This is a genomic window from Amycolatopsis sp. WAC 04169 (assembly GCF_003947535.1).
GTDB classification, from domain to species: domain Bacteria; phylum Actinomycetota; class Actinomycetes; order Mycobacteriales; family Pseudonocardiaceae; genus Amycolatopsis; species Amycolatopsis keratiniphila.
In genome coordinates this window covers 273,740-291,863 of record NZ_QHJI01000010.1, presented here as the reverse complement: position 1 = coordinate 291,863, position 18,124 = coordinate 273,740, and the positions used below count along the sequence as shown (strand labels likewise).

Here is an 18,124-nt window from a genome sequence, read left to right as displayed (position 1 = left end):
TGTCCGGGATTGCTGACATCGATGGCATCACGCGAACCAACCGATACGAAGCCATTTGGCTCAACCATTTGTCTGGTCCAGTCCAGTTATGTCTACTAACGTAGAGGGATGGAGCTGGAACTGCGCCACCTGCGCATCATGTGCGCGATCGCCGAACTCGGGAGTATCACCAAGGCGGCGAACACGCTCGGAATGGCCCAGCCTGCACTGACAGCACAACTGAAGCGCATCGAACGGACCCTCGGCGGGAAGCTGTTCCTGCGCGATCACACGGGCACCCGGCCGACCGCGCTCGGCCTCCTCGTCCTCGACCGGGCCAAGATGGTGCTCCCCGCCGTGTCGTCTCTGCACGACGAGGCGGCACGGCTCGCCCAGCACGCGGGCACCGGCGAGCCGGTGACCTTGCGGCTCGGCTCGGCGACGGGGCCGATGCTCGGGGCGCTCCTGCAGCGCCTCGGCACCACTCATCCCGATATCCACGTCGCCACGCATACGTCGTGGTCGGCCAACAAACTCGCGGACATGACCGCCGAAGGCGCGCTGGACTTCGCCTTCGTCGGCGTCTGCGGTGACGCGGCCCCACCGCCGGAGCCCGGTCTCCGCTGGCGGACGCTCGCGCATCATCCGGTGTTCGTGCTGATGTCCGCGCGTGACGAGCGCGCGCAGCAGAACGAGGTCGACCTCGGCGACCTCGCGGACGAACGGTGGTGCGCGACGCCGGGCGACGGATGCTTCGGCGACTGTTTCGCGTCCGCGTGCGCCCGATCGGGATTCACGCCGCGTTCGTTGTACGAGACCGATGTGCTGACCTGTATAGAGATGGTCGAATCGGGGCACGCGGTGGTGTTGTGCCAGCCGCTGTTCCACGAGATCCCGGGGATCGTCGCGGTCCCGATCGCGGGGAATCCGCTGAGCTGGCGGAATCTCGTCGGCTGGTCGGAGCGCGGGGAGATGGGTCCCTTCGCCGCGGAGATGATCGCGCTGTCTCGGGCGGTGTACGGCGAACTCATCGACCGGCGACCGACCTACTCGAAGTATCTGGAGTTGAATCCGGGTTATGGCGTCGACTACACGGACGCGGGAGTGGGCTGACCAGCGCGGAAGCGGTCGAAAGGTCCAGTCCATTGGGGTGGATATGACCTAAATGGTATGTACCATTTGTAGCAGGTGCCTCGTACGGTCTGGGACGAGATCTTCTTCCGGAACGCGGTGAGGAAACGCCTGAAATGAACCGAAAGATCGTAGCGGCCGCCGCGGCGGCCCTTACCGGCGCGGGCCTGGTCACGGCCGTCGCGCTGACGCCGAGCGCCAGCGCCGGCCAGACCGCCTCGGCGGCCGACCAGGTCCAGTCGGAGATCGTCGCCGCCATGGCGCGCGACCTGAAGATCAGCCCGGATCAGGCCAGGACCCGCCTCGCCGTCGAGCAGAAGGCGGCCCGCGCCGAAAGCGACCTCAAATCCCGGCTCGGCCCGTCCTACGCGGGCTCGTGGCTGGACGCGTCCGGGACCACGCTGACCGTCGCGGTCACCGACGCGGCCCTGGAAGGCGTCGTCCGTGCGGCGGGCGCGACCCCGAAGACGGTCGCCCGGAGCGCCGCGCAGCTCGACGCGGCGAAGTTGTCGTTGGACGCCAAGGGAACCAGCGCGCCGAAGACCGTGCCCGGCTGGTACGTCGACGCCACCACCAACTCGATCGTCGTCCTGGCCAACGCCGGTGGCGAAGCCGCCGCGAAGTCGTGGGCGACCGCCTCGGGCGTGCGTGCCGACGCGGTGCGGGTCGAGACCAGCACCGAAAGCCCGGTCCCGCTGATCGACGTCATCGGCGGCAACGCCTACACCTTCGGCTCGGGCCGGTGCTCGATCGGTTTCTCGGTCGAGGGCGGCTTCGTCACCGCGGGCCACTGCGGCACCACCGGCACGCGTACCTCGAACCCGAGCGGGACCGTCGCGGGCTCCAGCTTCCCCGGCAACGACTACGCGTGGGTCCGGGTGGACGCGGGCAACACCCCGCGCCCGCTGGTGAACCGCTACCCGGGGACCGTGCCGGTGGCGGGTTCGCAGGAGGCCGCGGTCGGCGCGTCGGTCTGCCGCTCCGGTTCCACGACGGGCTGGCGCTGCGGCACGATCCAGCAGAAGAACGCTTCGGTGAACTACCCGCAGGGCACCGTTTCCGGCCTCACGCGGACCAGCGCCTGCGCCGAGCCGGGTGACTCCGGCGGTTCGTGGCTCGCGGGCGACCAGGCGCAGGGCGTCACCTCCGGTGGCTCCGGCAACTGCAGCTCGGGCGGCACGTTCTACTTCCAGCCGCTCTCGGAGATCCTGAGCGTCTACAACCTCCGCCTGGTGACCTCGGGTTCGAACCCGCCGTCGAGCACGACGCCGACCACCACGACGTCGAACAACCCGCCCGGTGGCACCTGGGCGGCGGGCACCACCTACGCCGCGGGCGCGACGGTGACCTACGACGGCGCTTCGTACCGGGCCCTGCAGGGCCACACCGCTCAGGTCGGTTGGGAGCCCCCGAACGTCCCAGCGCTTTGGGCGCGAGCCTGACCACCTAGCCGTCCGGGCCACACGCAGGGGTGCGCCCGGACCCGACCGCCCCCGACGTCGTCCGTGCGTCGGGGGCGGTCCCTCTTTGCCGGGGTCAGTGCAGGACCTTCAGGCCCACCACGCAGGCGACGATCCCCACGATCAGCAGGATCCGGGCCACCGAAACGGTTTCCGCGCCCGACCACATGCCGTAGGCGACGGTGAGCGAAGCCCCGATGCCGACCCAGACCGCGTAGGCGGTGCCGACGGGGAGATCCTTCATCGCGTAGGCGAGACCCACCATGCTGGCGACCAAAGTGACGCCGAAGATCACCGACGGCACCGGCCGGGACAAGCCTTCGGATTTGCCGAGGGCGGTGGCCCATACGGCTTCCAGCACACCCGAGACGATGAGGACAAGCCACGACATGACGCGCTCCCAGAGCGCCGTCTTGTCGCTGGCCGGGTACGGCACCCACTCGTCCGGGGACCTCGTTGAGGAGGTTCCGTAACCAGGATGGCACATCGCCCGCGTGGATCGCCCGCCGGTTTGACGAGGGTCACCACGCGGGCGCGCCATTGTGGACGGTCAGGTCAGCACCTTGGGGGCCGACCAGGCGAGCAAACCCAGCTCCAGCAACGAGAATCCGATCAGCGCCCACGCGCTCGGCAGCCAGATCAGCGCGATGCCGACGAGGAGGATGGGCAGGACCAGCCCGGCGTAGGCGGCCAGGAACAGGGCGGCGAGGACCTCGCCGCGCACCGGCGGTTCGGCGAGGGCGGCGACGGTGGCCACCGAGGCGCGGAAGCTCAGCCCGACGCCGGCACCCGCCACGATCCCGCCCGCGACGAAGAGCCACAGCTGGGACGTCGTCACCGCGACCGGCAGCGCCACCAGTCCGCTCACCATCAGCGCGAGGCCGAGCCGCAGCTGGGTTTTCCTGGCCAGACCGGCGAAGAGCACCTGAGCCGCGGCCGCCGCGAGGAACACGGAGAACGACGCGAGACCGGCCAGCAGCCGCGAACTCTCGTGCATGCCCTGCGCCAGCAACGTCGGCGTCAGCGCCATGAACAGACCGGTGATCGCGAACGCCGCGAAGGCGCCGATCGCCGCGCCGAAGAAGGCGGGCCGCGCACTCGAGGGCAGTGAGACGCGCTGCGGCCGATAGGCGGGCCGTTCTTCGGCACGCTCCACGGTTTCCGGTACGAGCGCGACGGCGATGGCCGCGGCGAGCAGCAGGACCAGGAAGAACACGAACGGAGTGGTGAGCGGCTCGGCCGAATAGCTCGCGAACACGCCACCGAACAGCGGTCCGAGCGCCAGTCCGCCCATGTTGACGGCGGTCGCGATCAGTCCCGCGCGGCCGTGGTCCTCCCGCGGCCGGGCGACGGCGCGGAGTTCGGACAGGTGCGCGGTGGCGGTCGCGGTCAGCGCGCCGATGCCCGCGCCGCCGACGAGCCTGGCCAGGATCAGCCCGGGAACGTCCGGCCACGCCAGGAAAAGCGTCGCGGAAAGAGCTTGGGTCAAGGTCGCGGCGAGGATCACCCGCCGTCGTCCCAGCCAGTCGCTGACATGGCCGGCGAGATACAGGCTGCCCATCACACCGACGGCGTACGCCGCGAAGACGATGGTCACGACGTAGGTCGGGAAGCCGTCGCGCTGCTGGTAGAGCACGTAGAGCGGGGTGGGGACGGTGGAGAAGGCGAGTGAGGCGGCGTAGGCCGCCGCGATGACCCAGAAACCGCGACCGTGGCTGATCCGCCGGAACGCGGGACGGGGGAGGGCGACGCTGTTCAGCATGCCTCCACTGTGAATCTTCGGATCATCCAAGTCCAACGAACAATCCTGGTCACAGTTATCGACGGATGCGATAATCGAAGGCGTGGAGACCCGTCAGCTCGAATGCTTCGTCGCCGTCGCCGAGGAGCTCAGCTTCACTCGCGCCGCCCAGCGGTTGTACGCGGTGCAGTCCACCGTCTCGGCGACGATCCAGGCCCTCGAAGCCGAACTGGGCGTCAAGCTGTTCGATCGGTCCACGCGAAGGGTCGAGCTCTCCCCGGCGGGCAAGGTGTTCCTGCCCGAGGCGAAGGCCGCGCTGGAAGCCTTCGACAGGGCCCGCGAGGTGGTCACCGACGCCTCCGCAGGCCTGCGGGGCAGCCTCCGCATCGGCACCCTGACCAGCGTCGGCGATCTCGACCTGCCCGATCTGCTCGGCGCGTTCCACCGCCGCTATCCGCTGGTCGACCTGCATGTTTCGGTGTCGATCACCGGATCGACCGGGCTGGCCGAGGACCTGCGTCAGGGCAGGCTCGACGTCGCCCTCCTCGGCCTGCCCGAATCCGATCTGGCCGGGCTCGACACCAAACTGCTCGGCTCGGCGCCGTTCGTCGCCGTGCTGCCCGACGGCCATCGGCTGAGCGGGCGGCGGTCGCTGACCTTGGCGGATCTCGCGGGCGAGTCGTTCGTGGACAATCCCCGCGGCTTCGGCAACCGGGTGGCCCTGGACCGCGCTTTCGAGGCGCTCGGGGCGCCGCGGCGGGTCATCGTCGAGGTCGCCGACCTGCGCGCCGTGCCGTCGTATGTCGCGGCGGGGCTCGGCGTCGCGGTCGTGCCCGATCTCAAGCTGCTCGCGGGGATCCGGACGATCCCGCTCGACGAGCCCGGCCTCACCTGGCCGCTGACCATCGCCACCAGGGGAGAGCGCCCGCCGAGCCGGGCCGCCCGGCTGCTGCTGGACCTCGTCGACGGCGGGGAGTTCTCCCTCGCGATCCCCGCCCGGACCTGAGCTCAGCCCGTCAGCAACGTGCGGGTCGTCCTCGTCACCAGGTCGACGGTGCGCGGCGGCGGTGCCTCGCCGCGGTCGAGATGTCTCTTCACCGCGGCATAGGGGAGGTCGACGAGGGCGAGCATCAGTTCGTCGGTACTCCGGCCGGTCAGCGGACGCAGTTTCCGCAGCACCTTGGTGATCGCCGTGTCGAGCCGGTGGTTGGCGGCCTCGACACGGGCGCGATCCTCGGCGCTCCAGTCGTCGACGCCGAGTGCCCTGTCGCCCCCGTAGAGCAGTTTCGCCTCGGCGGGATGGGCGCGGCACCACCGGACGACCTGCGCGGCGGCCTCGACGGCTGCTTCGACGGCCGGCTCCTGCTCGAGGGCTTCGAGGTAGCCCTGCTGGAAGCCGTCGAGGGTGCGGAGCCAGACGGCGGCGAGCAGCGCCGGACGACCGGGGAAGCGGTGGTAGATCGACCCGCTCGGCGCGCCGACCTCACGGGCGACGGCCGACATGGTCACCCCGGCCGCGCCTTCGGTGGCGAAGATCCGCACTGCGGCGTCGAGGAAGTCGTCGGCGGTGTGCCGCGGTGGCCGTCCCATTTTCAGAGACTATCCTCTACTATCGTTTTAGGGGAAGGTCTCTATAACTGGGAGGCGCGAATGCGCGTATGGAACAGGCATCACCGGATCGTCGATGTGGAACAGGAGCGCGTCGGCGCGCTGATCGACACGCTGTCCACGGACGGTGACAGGCTCTGGCCCGTCGACGCGTGGCCGCCGATGCGGTTCGACCGGCCGCTCGGGGTGGGAGCGACAGGCGGGCACGGGCCGGTGCGATATCACGTCGAGTCCTACGAGCCCGGGAAGTCGGTGCGGTTCCGCTTCACCGCGCCGCGCGGCTTCGACGGATTCCACGAATTCACCCTGCGGACGACGGAAAACGGGAAGACCGAACTCGGGCACCTCATGGTGCTGCGGCTCCGGCATCCCGCTTGGCTGACGTATCCGCTGCTGTGGCGGCCGATGCACGACGCGCTGTTGGAAGACTGCCTCGACCGTGCCGAGCGTGAACTCACCGGCACGGTCGAGAGGCCTGCTCGATGGAGCCGTTACGTCCGGCTCTTGCGGAACCTGATCTCCGGCAAGAGGCCTTTCCGCTTGAGTGCGAACAAGGTGCCGCCGATGAGCACGACGGCGATCAGGTAACCCAGCGCCAAGGACACGGCGCCGCCGTTCGCGGGCGGGAGCAGCACGCCGAACACGGCGCTGACGACGGCGAGGATCCACCGTCCGCGGTCGGTCGTGAGGCTCACGGCGAGCAACGCGACCGTCCACAGGAGATACCAGGGCTGCACGACCGGCCCGAGGACCAGCATCGCGGCGAAGGTCAGGCCCGCGGCGTAGAGCGGGTGCAGCTTCTCCCGGTACGTGAGCCACAGCAGCCGAGCGCCGACGGCGAGACCGAGGATCGCGCCGATGAGCGAGAACACCTCGATCGCGCCGTCGGTCAGGTCGGCCCCGAAGATCTTGCCGATCCCGCCGACGAGGAAGCCGAGTTCGTTGGTGGGCGCCATCCAGCTGTGGACCTGGCCAGAGACGCCGGACAGCACGCGAACCCAGCCGAAGCCGAGCCCGCTGCCGAGCGAGATCGCCGCGGTGACGGCGGCGAATCCGGCGGGCAACCCGAGCGCCACCGCCACCCGGCCGGCGGGCGTCGCCCGGCGGAACAGGTCCACACCGACGAACAGCAGGCCCGCGACGGCCACGATCTTGATGTTCGCGGCCGCGCTCACCGCGATCACACCCGCCGCGATCAGGGCAGGGCGGGCGGCGCCGGTCTTCGCGGCGCCCATGAGGACGAGTTCCAGCCCGGCGACCATCAGCCCGACCATGAGCCCGTCGTTGTGCACGCCCGCCACGACGTGCCACAGCACCAGCGGGTTGAGCACGGCCAGCCACAACGCGATCGACGGCGAGACCCCGACGCGGCGGGCGAGCCGTGGGAGCGCCCACGCCATGAGCACGATCCCGATCAGGCCCAGCAGCCGGTGGAGCAGCACCGTCGGCACGAAGGCGTCCCCGGCGATCTGGGCGATCGTGCGGGCCAGCGCGACGAACGCCGGCCCGTACGGCGCGGGTGTGTCCCGCCAGTAGTGGCTGACCGCCATCGTCACCGGGGAATCGGCGCCGAGCGCCTCGGCGGGCCCCACGAGATAGGTGTCCAGCCCCTTGGCCGCGATCAGGCCTTGCGCGAGGTAGCTGTTGATGTCGCCGCTGAACAGGGGGCGCGCGACGAGCAGCGGCGCGCACCACGAGACCGCGATCCAGTGCAGCCGCCGCTCGGGCAGCCCGGCGGCGAGCCGTCCGATGCCGAGCCAGGACAGCACGAGGGTGGCCATCCCGGCGACGCCCAGCGCCACCACCAGCACCGAGGGCAGGCCGATCCCGGACGTGACCAGCACGAGTACGGCGATCCCGAGGAAACCCGCCCAGTGCAACGCCGAGATGTTCAGCCCGGCCTTCTCCGGCGCGGGCAAGACGTTCTGCATGCGGCCAAACTACTCCAAGTGCGAAACCCGGTTCCGCCGAACGTACGGGAATCCGCCTTCGACGCTTCGGAGCCGCGTCCGCCGGGTACTCCCGCGGACGGAGAGGCGGTGGTGGGCGTGAAGAAACGCTGGGTACGTCTGGGGGCGTTCGCGTTGGCCGGGCTCCTGATCGTCGCCGCGGCCCTGCAGATCACCGGGCTGCTGCCGAAGCTCGACCCGTTCGGAACGTCCACTGTGGACCGTTCGCAGCCCGCGGTGCTCCAGGCGGTGCGGGATCTGAGCCAGTACCACGCGGCCGTCGGTGACTATCAGGTCGTCGTGGACATCGAGAAGGATGTCGCGTGGGTGCCCGCGAGCATCGCCGGGGAACGCACGCTGTTCGTGGCGGCGGGTTCCGTCGACGCGTACGTCGATTTCGGGCCGCTGGTGGAGAATTCGCTGACCGTGTCCGAAGACCGGCGGACGGTCGAGGTGCGGCTGCCCGAACCGAAGCTGGCGAAACCCAACCTGGACAACGCACGCAGCTACGTCTTCGGCCAGGAACGCGGCCTGATCGACCGGCTCGGCGCACTCGTGTCCGTTCAGGATCAGCGGCCGTTCTATCTCGCCGCGGAGAAACGGATCGGCGAAGCCGCGCAGCACTCCGGCCTGCTCGAACGCGCCAAGGCCAACACCAGGGCGATGCTCACGCAGATGCTGCGGGCGCTGGGCTTCCAGGTCGTCTTCCCGGCCGAACCGGCCACTTGACCCGACTTCGTACGCGAATGAAGCAAGCCGGGCCCCCGGCACTCATCGCCGCACGAATGATTCCGCGTCCGTGCGGTGCTTTCCGCGCCGGGCTTGACCGGCGGGGCTCCTGCTGGTGGGCTGGCGAAGTCGACTGGGAGGCGCGATGGCGACGAAGCCGAGGGACAGCCTGACCTACAGCGAACCGATCGCGACCGGGGAGGTCACGATCGACACCGGCCCCGAGCAGGTGTACCGGCTCGTCAGCGATCCGGTCGCGATGTCGGAGTGCACCGAGGAACTGCGCAAGGCGCGCTGGATCCGCGGCGCGACCGAAGCGCGCGTCGGGAACTGGTTCGCCGGCAGCAACCGCAACGGACGACGGCGCTGGGTGACCCACGCCGAGATCGTCGAGGCCGAACCCGGGCGGAGGTTCGCCTACCGGGTGCGCACGCCGTTCTTCGTGCCGATTTCGCGATGGGAGTACGACATCGTCCCCGAAGGCGACGGCAGCCGCCTCACCGTGACGAACTGGCTGCGGGTGCCGCCGTGGTTCGTCCCGCTCGCCATCCTCATCACCGGCGAGCCGGATCGCGCCGGGACGAATCAGGCCAATATCGCGACCACGTTGCAGCGGGTGAAGGCTCGGCTCGAGGGCCGGGAGTGGCATCGCTGACTCCGGTGCTTGAAGGCAAGTTGAAGTACGTGAAGGCCCCCTTCATTGCGCCGCGAGTCCGTGAAGGCCTCCTTGAGGGACCCAGGGTCCCTCAAGGAGGCCTTCACGGATTTGGCCCCCGCTCAGTGGTTCTGCATCCCCCGGTCCTCCAGCCTGCGCATCACCGGACCCGACAGCAGCCCGTGTACGAGCACCGAAACCGCGATCGTCAGCGCCGTGACCCGCCACAACGAGTCGCTCATCGGGAAATCGCCGTGCCCCAGCGCGTAGGAGAGGTAGTACAGACTTCCGATCCCGCGGATGCCGAAGAACGCGATCGCCGTCGCCGCGGGCCGGGTGGTGGAGCCGCCGAGCAGTGCCAGCCCGCCGAACAGCGGGCGCACGATGACCACCGCCGCGACCGCCACCAGGATCTCGGCGAGCGTCAGACCCGCCAGCAGCCCGTCACCCAGCGCGACACCGAGACCGAGCAGGGCCAGCGCGACGAAGAGCCGTTCCAGCTGATCGCCGAATTCGTGCAGCACCCCGTGGTACTCGTGCGACCGTTCGCTGGCGCGGATGGTCGCCGCGGCCGTGAACACCGCGACGAAGCCGATACCGTCCAGCCACTCGCAGAGCGCGAACGGGAGGAACGCGATGGCCAGCACCACCAGGCCGTCGGAGTACTCGCCAAGGCGCAGTCTTTCGTGCCGCACCCGGAACATCAGCCACGACAGCAGCCGGCCACAGACGAAACCGACCAGGACGGCGATCGCGAGCGGGACGACGACCTCGGTCAGCAGCCAGGGCACCGGCGAAGTGCTCGCCGTCCCCGCCAAGACGAGGGCCAGCAACACGAACGGCATCGCCAGGCCGTCGTTGAGCCCGGCCTCCGAGGTCAGCGTGAACCTGATCTCGTTGTCCGAGCCACGCCCGTCGTCGGTGTGCGGCGCGGGTACCTGGACGTCGCTCGCCAGCACCGGGTCGGTCGGCGAAAGCACGGCGCCCAGCAGCAGCGCGGCGGCGGGCGACAGGGCGAGCGCCCACCAGCCGAGCAGGGCGACCGCGCAGACCGAAAGCGGCAACGTGATCGCCAGCAGCCGCCATGTCGAGCTCCATGATCGCCAGCCGATCAGCCGGTCCGACTTCAGGCCGGCGCCGACCAGCGACACCAGCACGCCGAGTTCGGTGATCACTTCGACGGTGCCCACCTGTGACCGTGGGTCGAGGACACCTTGACCGTAGGGGTGCGCGAAGGGAAGCAGCCCGAAGACCAGCCCGCCCACCAACAGGACCAGTGGCATCGACAACGCGCGTTCGTGCAGCAGATTCGGCAGCACGGCGGCGCACAACGCCAGAACGCCCGCTCCGGCGAGCAAGATCTCCATGCGCGCGGGGTACCCGGACTGATCGTCCGGCAACCGGACGCGGTTCAGCCGCCGACTTCGAGTCCTTTATGGACGGTCAGGGTGACGCCCGCCGCGAGCCGGTACGGCCGGGTGTCCACAATGGCCCCCAGTAGTCGTCGTAGCCGGGAAACTTCGGCACGGACGGTGACGAGATGCTCGGCGTCGCCGTAGAGCGCCCTGCTGAGCGCCTCGGCCGAAAGCCCTGCCAGGCCTGCCGTGTTGAGGTGCACCAGGATCTCCGCGTGCCGTGGTGTCACGGTGCGGACCCAGCCGACGTCGCCCGACGCCATCCGCAGCATCGGCGCGTGCCCGAGTTCGAGATCCAGCCGGACCCGGCGCGCGGTGTCGGCGGGGCGGACGAGCCAGCCTTCGGTCAGCCGCTCGGGCAGGCAGGCGCCGAGCCCGGGCACGGCGAGGATCTGTCCTTCCGACGGCGCGGCGATCCGCGCGCCGGAGGCGACGCCGGCGGAGTGGGCCACCCAGCCGTCGTCGTCCACCAGCAGGACCGGGCCGCCCACGCCGGTCACCACCGGTTCGGCGGTCCGGCGCAACCGGTCGAGCCCCTGCTGGTGGTGCCGCCAGAGTTCGGATTCGACCAGGCGCCGCCCGGTCTCCACGAGCGCGCCGATCGCCGGATGCAACGTCAGCGCGGGACCGCTGACGTCGATCACGCCGAGCAGTTCGCCGGTGCGCGGATCGTGCACCGGGGACGCGGTGCAGTACCAGGGATGCTGGCCCTGCTCGAAATGTTCACCGGCGAGCAGTTCCACCGCCGCGGCCTCGGCGAGCGCGGTGCCGATCGCGTTGGTGCCGACCCTGGTCTCGGTCCAGACGGCGCCTTCGGTGAAGCCGAGGGTGTCGGCCCGGCGCCGCACGGCGGGCGAACCCACCCGCCAGAGGATGATGCCGTCGGCGTCGGTCACCACGAGGAGCATGTTCGCGGTGTCGGCCGTCGCGCCGACCACCTGCCCGAGGTCTTCCACGACCAACCGCAGCGGGGAGGCGCGCCGACGACGGGTGACCTCGTCGAGCGGCACCGAATCCCGGGTGTTCACCCCGTCGGCGGCGAGCCCCAGGCTCAGCATCCGCGACCAGGAACGCGACACCAGCGGCCGCGGCCGGACCCGGGGACGGCCGCCGCCGATCACGGCTTCGTGCATGCGGATCAGGTCGCGGGCGTGCATCGGCAGGTCGGCGCCTGGCGGAACCGAGCTGTGCACGACCACGGGCCACCTCCGCACCATCGCGTCGACTGACCAGCATAGGACCGGTGGACGGGACGCGCCATGAGGCCGCGCTGCAACTCGCTGCAACCCTTGCCGCTCCACCCGCCCGCGGCGTGTGATCGGGGTAACAGCCGAACGCCGAAGTTCAGGAGTGGCCATGACACAGACGGTGGACCGGATCGAGGCGACGAACTCGCCGCAGGCTCGGGTGGACGCTTGGCTGAGCCGATTCGAATCGGCCCTCGCCGCTCGCGACGTCGAAGCCGCCGCGGCGCTTTTCGCCGTCGACAGTTATTGGCGTGACCTGGTCGCCTTCACGTGGACGATCAAGACGGTCGAAGGTCGCGACGAGGTGGCCGGGATGCTCGGCGACTGCCTCGACCGGATCGACCCCTCCGGGTTCCGCACGACCGAGACGCCGACCGAAGCCGATGGTGTGACCGAAGCCTGGCTGGAATTCGAAACCGCGACCGGTCGTGCGAAGGGCCACTTGAGGTTGAAGGACGAAGGCGCCTGGACCCTGCTGACCAGTCTGCGCGAGCTCAAAGGGTTCGAGGAACGTCGCAACGAGCAGCGGCCGAAGGGCGTCGAGCACGGCGTCGTCCGTGGCCGGAAGTCGTGGGCGGAGAAGCGCGAGGAGGAACAGACCCGGCTCGGCTACGAGCAGCAGCCGTACGTCGTCGTCATCGGCGGCGGCCAGGGTGGCATCGCGCTCGGCGCCAGGCTGCGGCAGCTCGACGTGCCCACGCTCGTCCTGGAACGCAACCAGCGGCCCGGCGACTCGTGGCGCAAGCGGTACAAGAACCTCTGCCTGCACGACCCGGTCTGGTACGACCACCTGCCCTATCTGCCGTTCCCGGACAACTGGCCGGTGTTCGCGCCCAAGGACAAGATCGCCGACTGGCTCGAGATGTACACGCGGCTCATGGAGGTGCCGTACTGGACGAGCACCGAGGTCACCTCGGCGTCCTGGGACGAGGAAGCGCGGCAGTGGCTGGTGACCGTCGTCCGTGAGGGCGAGGAACTGGTGCTCACCCCGCGGCACGTCGTGTTCGCGACCGGGATGTCCGGCAAGCCGAATCTCCCGTCGTTCCCGGGAATGGACGACTTCGAGGGCGATCAGCACCATTCGTCCCAGCACCCCGGCCCGGATTCCTACGCCGGCAAGAAGGCGGTCGTGGTCGGCTCCAACAACTCCGCGCACGACATCTGCGCGGCACTGTGGGAACACGGCGCCGACGTCACCATGGTGCAACGGTCGTCGACGCATGTGGTGAAGTCGGATTCGCTGATGGACCTGGGACTCGGTGACCTCTATTCGGAACGCGCGGTGCGCTCGGGGATCACCACCGACAAGGCGGACATGATCTTCGCGTCGATCCCGTACCGGATCATGCCGCAGTTCCAGATCCCGGTGTACGACGCGATCCGTGAGCGGGACAAGGACTTCTACGCGCGGCTGGAGGCGGCCGGGTTCCAGCACGACTGGGGCGACGACGGATCCGGTCTGTTCCTGAAGTACCTGCGGCGCGGCTCCGGCTACTACATCGACGTCGGCGCGTCGGAACTGGTCGCCGACGGGAAGATCAAGCTGGCCCATGGCCAGGTCGACCATCTGACCCGTGACGCGGTGGTGCTGTCCGACGGCACGGAACTGAAGGCGGACCTCGTCGTCTACGCCACCGGCTACGGCTCGATGAACGGCTGGGTCGCGGACCTGGTCGGGCAGGAGACCGCGGACCTCGTCGGCAAATGCTGGGGCCTGGGCTCCGGGACGACGAAGGACCCCGGGCCGTGGGAGGGCGAGCAGCGCAACATGTGGAAGCCCACGCAGAAGGAAGGTCTGTGGTTCCACGGCGGGAACCTGCACCAGTCGCGGCACTACTCGCTTTACCTGGCGCTGCAACTGAAAGCGCGCTACGAGGGCATCCCGACGCCGGTGTACGGGCTCCAGGAGGTGCACCACAAGTCGTGACGGCCCAGAGGCTTCGGTGCCGGACCCCGGGCGGGCCGGCACCGGAGGGCGCCGCCCCCGGACCACGGGCGGTCGACGGCGCCGGGCACCGCCTCCAGACCCTGGGCGGTCCCCGGCGTCGTACCCGTGTTCAGCGGGCGGCCTTCGCGTAACGGCGGGCCAGCACGGCGAACGCCTCCCGGAGTTCGGGAGGACCGACGACCTCGATGTCGGCGTCGAACCGGCCGATACTCGCCGCGAGCCCGGCCCACGACCACGAGCCCAGCACCAGACGGCACCGATCCGGCCCGAGTTCCTCCACGACACCGTCGCGGACGTAGTGGGACACCGTGGCCGCCGGGAGATCGAGGACGACTTCCCCGCGGCACGGCCATTCGCCGGACTCGGACGCGCCACGGAACCGGCTCGCGACGAAGGTGGCGACATCGGGGACCGGCAGTTCGCGCGGCGTGAACCGCGGGCCGGTCGGGGTGCGCGGAGAGATCCGGTCGGCCCGGAAGGTGCGCCAATCCGCGCGATCCAGATCCCAGGCGACGAGGTACCAGCGGCCGTGCCAGGTGACGAGGTGATGCGGTTCGGCCCGGCGCCGCGCGTCGGCGTAGTCGAATCGCAGGACCTCTCGGGCGTGCACCGCCGCGCCGAGCGCGAGCAGGACATCGCCGTCGACGCGGGGCTCCGACCGGCTCGCGGGTGATTCGACGGCGGTGACCCGCAGCGTGTCGATCCGGCGCCGCAGCCGGGAGGGCATCACCTGCCGGACCGTGTGCAGCGCCCGCATCGCCGCCTCCTCGATCCCCGCGCCGCTGGTGGTGGCGATCTGGAGCGCGACGGCCAGCGCGACCGCCTGATCGTCGTCGAACAGCAGCGGCGGCAACTCGGATCCTGCGTCGAGCCGATATCCGCCGTCGGGCCCCTTGATGGTCGCGATGGGGTAGCCGAGCTCGCGAAGCCTGTCGACGTCGCGCCGCACGGTGCGCGGGCTGATGTCCAGCCGCTCGGCCAGCAGCGCCCCCGGCCAGTCGCGGCGGGCCTGCAGCAACGAGAGCATCGACAGCAGTCGCGCGGAGGTCTTCGGCATGTTTTCCATGATGCCTCCAGTAGCGGCCACAACCTGTCCTCTACCCCTGCGAGAGTCGTGTCGTGCCAGAAAACGACAACACGGAGGGCCCGATGACCGCCACCATCCTCGACGCCGAGCGCGCCGACCTGCTCGAAGCCCTCGACACCGTCCGCGCCGCGCTGACCACCACCGTCCAGGGGCTCACGGACGAGCAGCTCGACGAGCGTCCGACGGTCAGCGAACTGAGCCTCGGCGGGCTGGTCAAACACGTCGCCTCGATCGAGGAGATGTGGCTGCGTTTCGTGGTCGAGGGTCCGTCCGCGATGACCTACGACCTGCCGGAAGGCGTCACCTGGGCCGACATCGGCGCCGGGACCGCCCGCGAGTTCCCGCAGTGGGCGATCGACCACCAGAACAACTTCAGGATGCTGCCCGGCGACACCCTCGCGGGGATCCTCGCGCGCTACGAAGAGGTGGCCGCGCGGACGAAGGAGATCGTCTCGTCGATCCCGGACCTTTCCGCGACGCATCCGCTGCCGGAGGCGCCCTGGAACCCGCCGGGCTCGGTGCGCAGCGTGCGCCGGGTGCTGGCGCACGTCATCGCCGAGACCGCGCAGCACGCGGGGCACGCCGACATCCTGCGGGAGAGCATCGACGGCCAGAAGTCGACCTGACCCTCGGGCGCCGCACTCACGTGATCGAAGCCGGATTTCGCGTGATTGAAGGCGGATCTCGCGTGCTCAGGGGCGGAACACGTGAGTGCGGCGTCCAAGCACGCGAGTTACGTCCCTGATCACGCGAGTCCCGCCTTGGCTCTGACCCGAATCGCCCCTCACGACCACCTTTGCCGAACGGGCTTCGCGTGATTGAACGGACGGCACGTGTGATCCGACGGACGACACTCGTGATCAGATGGACGACACGGCCGTGGCAAAGCCTTCGCCGTGAGTCGTCCGCCCAGACACGGGTGTCGTCCGTCTGATCACGTGTGTCGTCCCTCCAGTCACGCAAGACCGCCAGTAGGTATCCAGGACACGGTTGGCTCTGACCGTCCTCGCCACTCACGAGGGGGCATAGCTTGCTCACAGCTTCCTGCCGTAGGGTCCCGGCCCGTCGGCGGCAGGTGATCATGGTGGTGGTTGTGTGCGGGAGACGGAGCGGCGGTTCCGCCCGGAAATCCAGGGACTGCGGGCGCTCGCGTGTGTGCTGGTGGTCGTCTACCACGTGTGGCTCGGCCGGATCTCCGGCGGCGTCGACGCGTTCTTCCTGATCTCCGGGTTCCTCGTCACCGGTCAGCTCTACCGCGCGGCGTCGCGGGGGAAGATCGAGTACCGGCCGATGTGGGGCCGGATGATCAAGCGGCTGTTCCCGGCCGCGCTCACCGTGCTGATGCTGGTGGTCGCGGTGAGCATGGTGCTGCTGCCGCAGAACCGCTGGTTCCAGACGATCAAGGAGGTCGTCGCCTCCGCGCTGTACCTGGAGAACTGGCAGCTGGCGGCGGATTCCGCCGACTACTTCGCCCAGCACAACTCGGCGAGTGTCGTCCAGCATTTCTGGTCGTTGTCGATCCAGGGGCAGTTCTACGTCGTCTGGCCGCTGCTGGTCGGCCTGGTGCTCCTGATCGCCAAACGAGCTAAGCGCAACGTCGGCCAGATGCTCACCGGCGTGCTCGGCGTGGTGTTCGCGGCCTCGCTCGCGTACTCGGTGTGGCTGACCGCGGCCGATCAGCCGCTGGCGTACTTCGATTCGCTGACGCGGGTGTGGGAATTCGCGCTCGGTGGCCTGCTCGCCTTGCTCATCGACCGGGTCCAGGTGCCCCGGCCGGCGCGGATCGTGTTCGGCTGGGCCGGGGTCGCCGGGCTCGTTTCCTGCGGGCTGGTGCTCCAGGTCGGGACGGTCTTTCCCGGCTATCTCGCGCTCTGGCCGACGCTGTCGGCCGCCCTGGTGATCCTCGCGGGCGACACCGCGTTCAAAGCCGGCGCCGACCGCTTCCTCAGCAGCCGCCCGCTGAAGTACCTGGGCGACCTCAGTTACGCGCTCTACCTCTGGCACTGGCCGGTCCTGGTCTTCTACCTCGTCGCGCGTGACCGCGAAGAGGTCGGCCTGCGTGGGGGCGCGGTGATCATCGCGCTGGCGTTCGTCCTCGCCGTGCTGACCCATCACCTGGTCGAAAAGCCGGTCCGCGTATCCGCGATCGGTGCCGGGAACCGTTGGGGCGCCTACCGGTTCGGTGCCGCGACGCTCGCGGCCGTGCTCGCCGCGACCGGTGCCTGGCAGTGGGTGAGCGTGAGTCAGGCGGAGAACTACTCGATCGCGGTCGACGATCCCGACCATCCCGGCGCGCTCGCGCATACCGAAGGGTTCACGTACTGGGGTGCCGCCTACGCCGCGCTGGTGCCGTCGTTCGTCGCGGTGTCCGAGGACTGGGCGGGGCTCGACCCGGCCCGGTGCGGAACCTCGCCGCGCAACGCCGATCTCGAAATCTGTACGTCGCAGACCACGGGGCATCCCACTCGCCGGATCGTGGTCGCCGGCGACTCGCACGCCGGGCAGTTCCTCGGCGCTCTCCTCCCGATCGCCGAGAAGAAGAACTGGGAAGTCACGTCGATCCTCCGCGGTGGCTGCCCGTTCTCCACCGACTCCGACGCCGTACCGGGCGACCAGTCCTGTATCGACTGGAACACCGCCGTGGTGGACGAAATCGTCACCACCCGTCCCGACGCGGTGATGACGATCGGCACCAGGGACGTGAAGGTCGGTGTCGAAGAACGGGTTCCCGCCGGCTACATCGCGCAGTGGCGCAAGGTCGACGAGGCCGGGATCCCGGTGCTGGCGGTGCGGGACAACCCGCGCTTCGGCCAGTCGCCGTCCGCGTGCGTCGAGAGCCGCGGCGCGGAGGCGCCCGAGTGCGCCACGCCGCGCTACGACCTCTATGCCGCGGAACCGCCGTACGAGACGCTCCAGGATCTGCCGCCGAACGTGCGGTTCGTCGACTTCAGCGACTACTTCTGCACGGCCGAGGTCTGCCCGCCGGTGATCGGCAACGTGCTGGTCTACCTCGACGACAACCACGTCAGCGGTACCTACATGTCGACGATGTCGGCCATCGCGGACAAGGCCATCACCGAGGCGCTCGGCTGGGCGGACGATCACGCGGAGGAGCCACCGCCGGGCGGGTGATCCAGACAACAGATCTCCGCTGGGTTGCGCGATACCGCACTGA

Annotated in this window: 16 protein-coding genes and 1 riboswitch; of the genes, 9 read left to right on the top strand and 7 right to left on the bottom strand. The window is 69.6% G+C overall.

Going from position 1 to position 18,124, the window contains the following annotated elements; genetic code table 11:
• Positions 1-108 precede the first annotated feature (108 nt).
• Together DMC61_RS28745 and DMC61_RS28740 are read left to right on the top strand one after the other, a co-directional pair.
• A complete protein-coding gene (locus tag DMC61_RS28745; RefSeq protein ID WP_125692871.1) occupies positions 109-1,092 on the top strand; it encodes a LysR family transcriptional regulator in 984 nt (327 codons plus the stop codon).
• Positions 1,093-1,226: 134 nt separating this feature from the next.
• Positions 1,227-2,552 carry an alpha-lytic protease prodomain-containing protein gene (locus DMC61_RS28740; RefSeq protein ID WP_125692869.1) on the top strand — a complete coding sequence of 442 codons (1,326 nt, stop codon included), beginning with the start codon at positions 1,227-1,229 and terminating at the stop codon, positions 2,550-2,552.
• Positions 2,553-2,646: 94 nt separating this feature from the next.
• Here the strand turns inward: DMC61_RS28740 and DMC61_RS28735 are convergent, their stop codons facing one another.
• Together DMC61_RS28735 and DMC61_RS28730 are read right to left on the bottom strand one after the other, a co-directional pair.
• On the bottom strand, positions 2,647-2,961 hold the full coding sequence (locus tag DMC61_RS28735; protein ID WP_063277207.1) for a multidrug efflux SMR transporter: 315 nt from the start codon (positions 2,959-2,961) through the stop codon (positions 2,647-2,649).
• An 11-nt stretch (positions 2,962-2,972) separates the two neighbouring features.
• Positions 2,973-3,041, bottom strand: a riboswitch (guanidine-III (ykkC-III) riboswitch).
• Positions 3,042-3,120: 79 nt separating this feature from the next.
• Entirely contained in the window at positions 3,121-4,332 is a 1,212-nt protein-coding gene (locus DMC61_RS28730) for an MFS transporter (protein ID WP_125692867.1), read from the bottom strand.
• Positions 4,333-4,414: 82 nt separating this feature from the next.
• Between DMC61_RS28730 and DMC61_RS28725 the strand changes: the two genes are divergently transcribed.
• Positions 4,415-5,317 (top strand): LysR family transcriptional regulator, encoded by a 903-nt coding sequence (locus DMC61_RS28725; protein ID WP_125692865.1) that lies wholly within the window; start codon positions 4,415-4,417, stop codon positions 5,315-5,317.
• Between the two features lie 2 nt (positions 5,318-5,319).
• Here the strand turns inward: DMC61_RS28725 and DMC61_RS28720 are convergent, their stop codons facing one another.
• Positions 5,320-5,901 carry a TetR/AcrR family transcriptional regulator gene (locus DMC61_RS28720; protein WP_125692863.1) on the bottom strand — a complete coding sequence of 194 codons (582 nt, stop codon included), beginning with the start codon at positions 5,899-5,901 and terminating at the stop codon, positions 5,320-5,322.
• A gap of 60 nt (positions 5,902-5,961) precedes the next feature.
• Here DMC61_RS28720 and DMC61_RS41240 point away from each other — a divergent pair, with 60 nt between their 5' ends.
• On the top strand, positions 5,962-6,507 hold the full coding sequence (locus DMC61_RS41240) for an SRPBCC family protein (protein ID WP_158634144.1): 546 nt from the start codon (positions 5,962-5,964) through the stop codon (positions 6,505-6,507).
• Here the strand turns inward: DMC61_RS41240 and mptB are convergent.
• Entirely contained in the window at positions 6,411-7,850 is a 1,440-nt protein-coding gene (gene mptB / locus DMC61_RS28710; protein WP_125692859.1) for a polyprenol phosphomannose-dependent alpha 1,6 mannosyltransferase MptB, read from the bottom strand. The genes DMC61_RS41240 and mptB overlap by 97 nt on opposite strands.
• Positions 7,851-7,961: 111 nt before the next feature.
• Between mptB and DMC61_RS28705 the strand changes: the two genes are divergently transcribed.
• Positions 7,962-8,597 carry a DUF4230 domain-containing protein gene (locus DMC61_RS28705; RefSeq protein ID WP_125693134.1) on the top strand — a complete coding sequence of 212 codons (636 nt, stop codon included), beginning with the start codon at positions 7,962-7,964 and terminating at the stop codon, positions 8,595-8,597.
• Positions 8,598-8,742: 145 nt separating this feature from the next.
• Positions 8,743-9,252, top strand: a complete 510-nt coding sequence (locus tag DMC61_RS28700) for an SRPBCC family protein (protein ID WP_125692857.1) — start codon at positions 8,743-8,745, stop codon at positions 9,250-9,252.
• Positions 9,253-9,374: 122 nt separating this feature from the next.
• On the opposite strand, the gene DMC61_RS28690 is transcribed toward DMC61_RS28700, so the two are convergent.
• A complete protein-coding gene (locus tag DMC61_RS28690) occupies positions 9,375-10,619 on the bottom strand; it encodes a sodium:proton antiporter (protein ID WP_233594987.1) in 1,245 nt (414 codons plus the stop codon).
• 44 nt (positions 10,620-10,663) lie between these two features.
• Positions 10,664-11,866 (bottom strand): GAF domain-containing protein, encoded by a 1,203-nt coding sequence (locus DMC61_RS28685; protein ID WP_125692853.1) that lies wholly within the window; start codon positions 11,864-11,866, stop codon positions 10,664-10,666.
• Positions 11,867-12,023: 157 nt separating this feature from the next.
• On the opposite strand from DMC61_RS28685, the gene DMC61_RS28680 reads away from it, so the two are divergent.
• Complete coding sequence (locus DMC61_RS28680; RefSeq protein ID WP_125692851.1) at positions 12,024-13,841, top strand: NAD(P)/FAD-dependent oxidoreductase; 1,818 nt, start codon at positions 12,024-12,026, stop codon at positions 13,839-13,841.
• 130 nt (positions 13,842-13,971) lie between these two features.
• Here DMC61_RS28680 and DMC61_RS28675 read toward each other — a convergent pair whose 3' ends face one another.
• Complete coding sequence (locus tag DMC61_RS28675) at positions 13,972-14,919, bottom strand: YafY family protein (RefSeq protein ID WP_125692849.1); 948 nt, start codon at positions 14,917-14,919, stop codon at positions 13,972-13,974.
• A 92-nt stretch (positions 14,920-15,011) separates the two neighbouring features.
• Here DMC61_RS28675 and DMC61_RS28670 point away from each other — a divergent pair, with 92 nt between their 5' ends.
• Both DMC61_RS28670 and DMC61_RS28665 read left to right on the top strand, forming a co-directional pair.
• Positions 15,012-15,575, top strand: a complete 564-nt coding sequence (locus DMC61_RS28670) for a DinB family protein (RefSeq protein ID WP_125692847.1) — start codon at positions 15,012-15,014, stop codon at positions 15,573-15,575.
• 469 nt (positions 15,576-16,044) lie between these two features.
• Positions 16,045-18,081, top strand: a complete 2,037-nt coding sequence (locus DMC61_RS28665; protein ID WP_125692845.1) for an acyltransferase family protein — start codon at positions 16,045-16,047, stop codon at positions 18,079-18,081.
• The last annotated feature ends 43 nt before the right edge of the window (positions 18,082-18,124 follow it).

Excerpts from the sequence above, each read along its gene's own strand:
- DMC61_RS28690 (WP_233594987.1), bottom strand. The coding sequence starts at position 10,619 with ATGGAGATCTTGCTCGCCGGAGCGGGCGTTCTGGCGTTGTGCGCCGCC.
- mptB (WP_125692859.1), bottom strand. The coding sequence starts at position 7,850 with ATGCAGAACGTCTTGCCCGCGCCGGAGAAGGCCGGGCTGAACATCTCG.
- DMC61_RS28730 (WP_125692867.1), bottom strand. The coding sequence starts at position 4,332 with ATGCTGAACAGCGTCGCCCTCCCCCGTCCCGCGTTCCGGCGGATCAGC.
- DMC61_RS28735 (WP_063277207.1), bottom strand. The coding sequence starts at position 2,961 with ATGTCGTGGCTTGTCCTCATCGTCTCGGGTGTGCTGGAAGCCGTATGG.
- DMC61_RS28680 (WP_125692851.1), top strand. The coding sequence starts at position 12,024 with ATGACACAGACGGTGGACCGGATCGAGGCGACGAACTCGCCGCAGGCT.
- DMC61_RS28745 (WP_125692871.1), top strand. The coding sequence starts at position 109 with ATGGAGCTGGAACTGCGCCACCTGCGCATCATGTGCGCGATCGCCGAA.
- DMC61_RS28700 (WP_125692857.1), top strand. The coding sequence starts at position 8,743 with ATGGCGACGAAGCCGAGGGACAGCCTGACCTACAGCGAACCGATCGCG.
- DMC61_RS41240 (WP_158634144.1), top strand. The coding sequence starts at position 5,962 with ATGCGCGTATGGAACAGGCATCACCGGATCGTCGATGTGGAACAGGAG.
- DMC61_RS28675 (WP_125692849.1), bottom strand. The coding sequence starts at position 14,919 with ATGCCGAAGACCTCCGCGCGACTGCTGTCGATGCTCTCGTTGCTGCAG.
- DMC61_RS28670 (WP_125692847.1), top strand. The coding sequence starts at position 15,012 with ATGACCGCCACCATCCTCGACGCCGAGCGCGCCGACCTGCTCGAAGCC.
- DMC61_RS28720 (WP_125692863.1), bottom strand. The coding sequence starts at position 5,901 with ATGGGACGGCCACCGCGGCACACCGCCGACGACTTCCTCGACGCCGCA.
- DMC61_RS28740 (WP_125692869.1), top strand. The coding sequence starts at position 1,227 with ATGAACCGAAAGATCGTAGCGGCCGCCGCGGCGGCCCTTACCGGCGCG.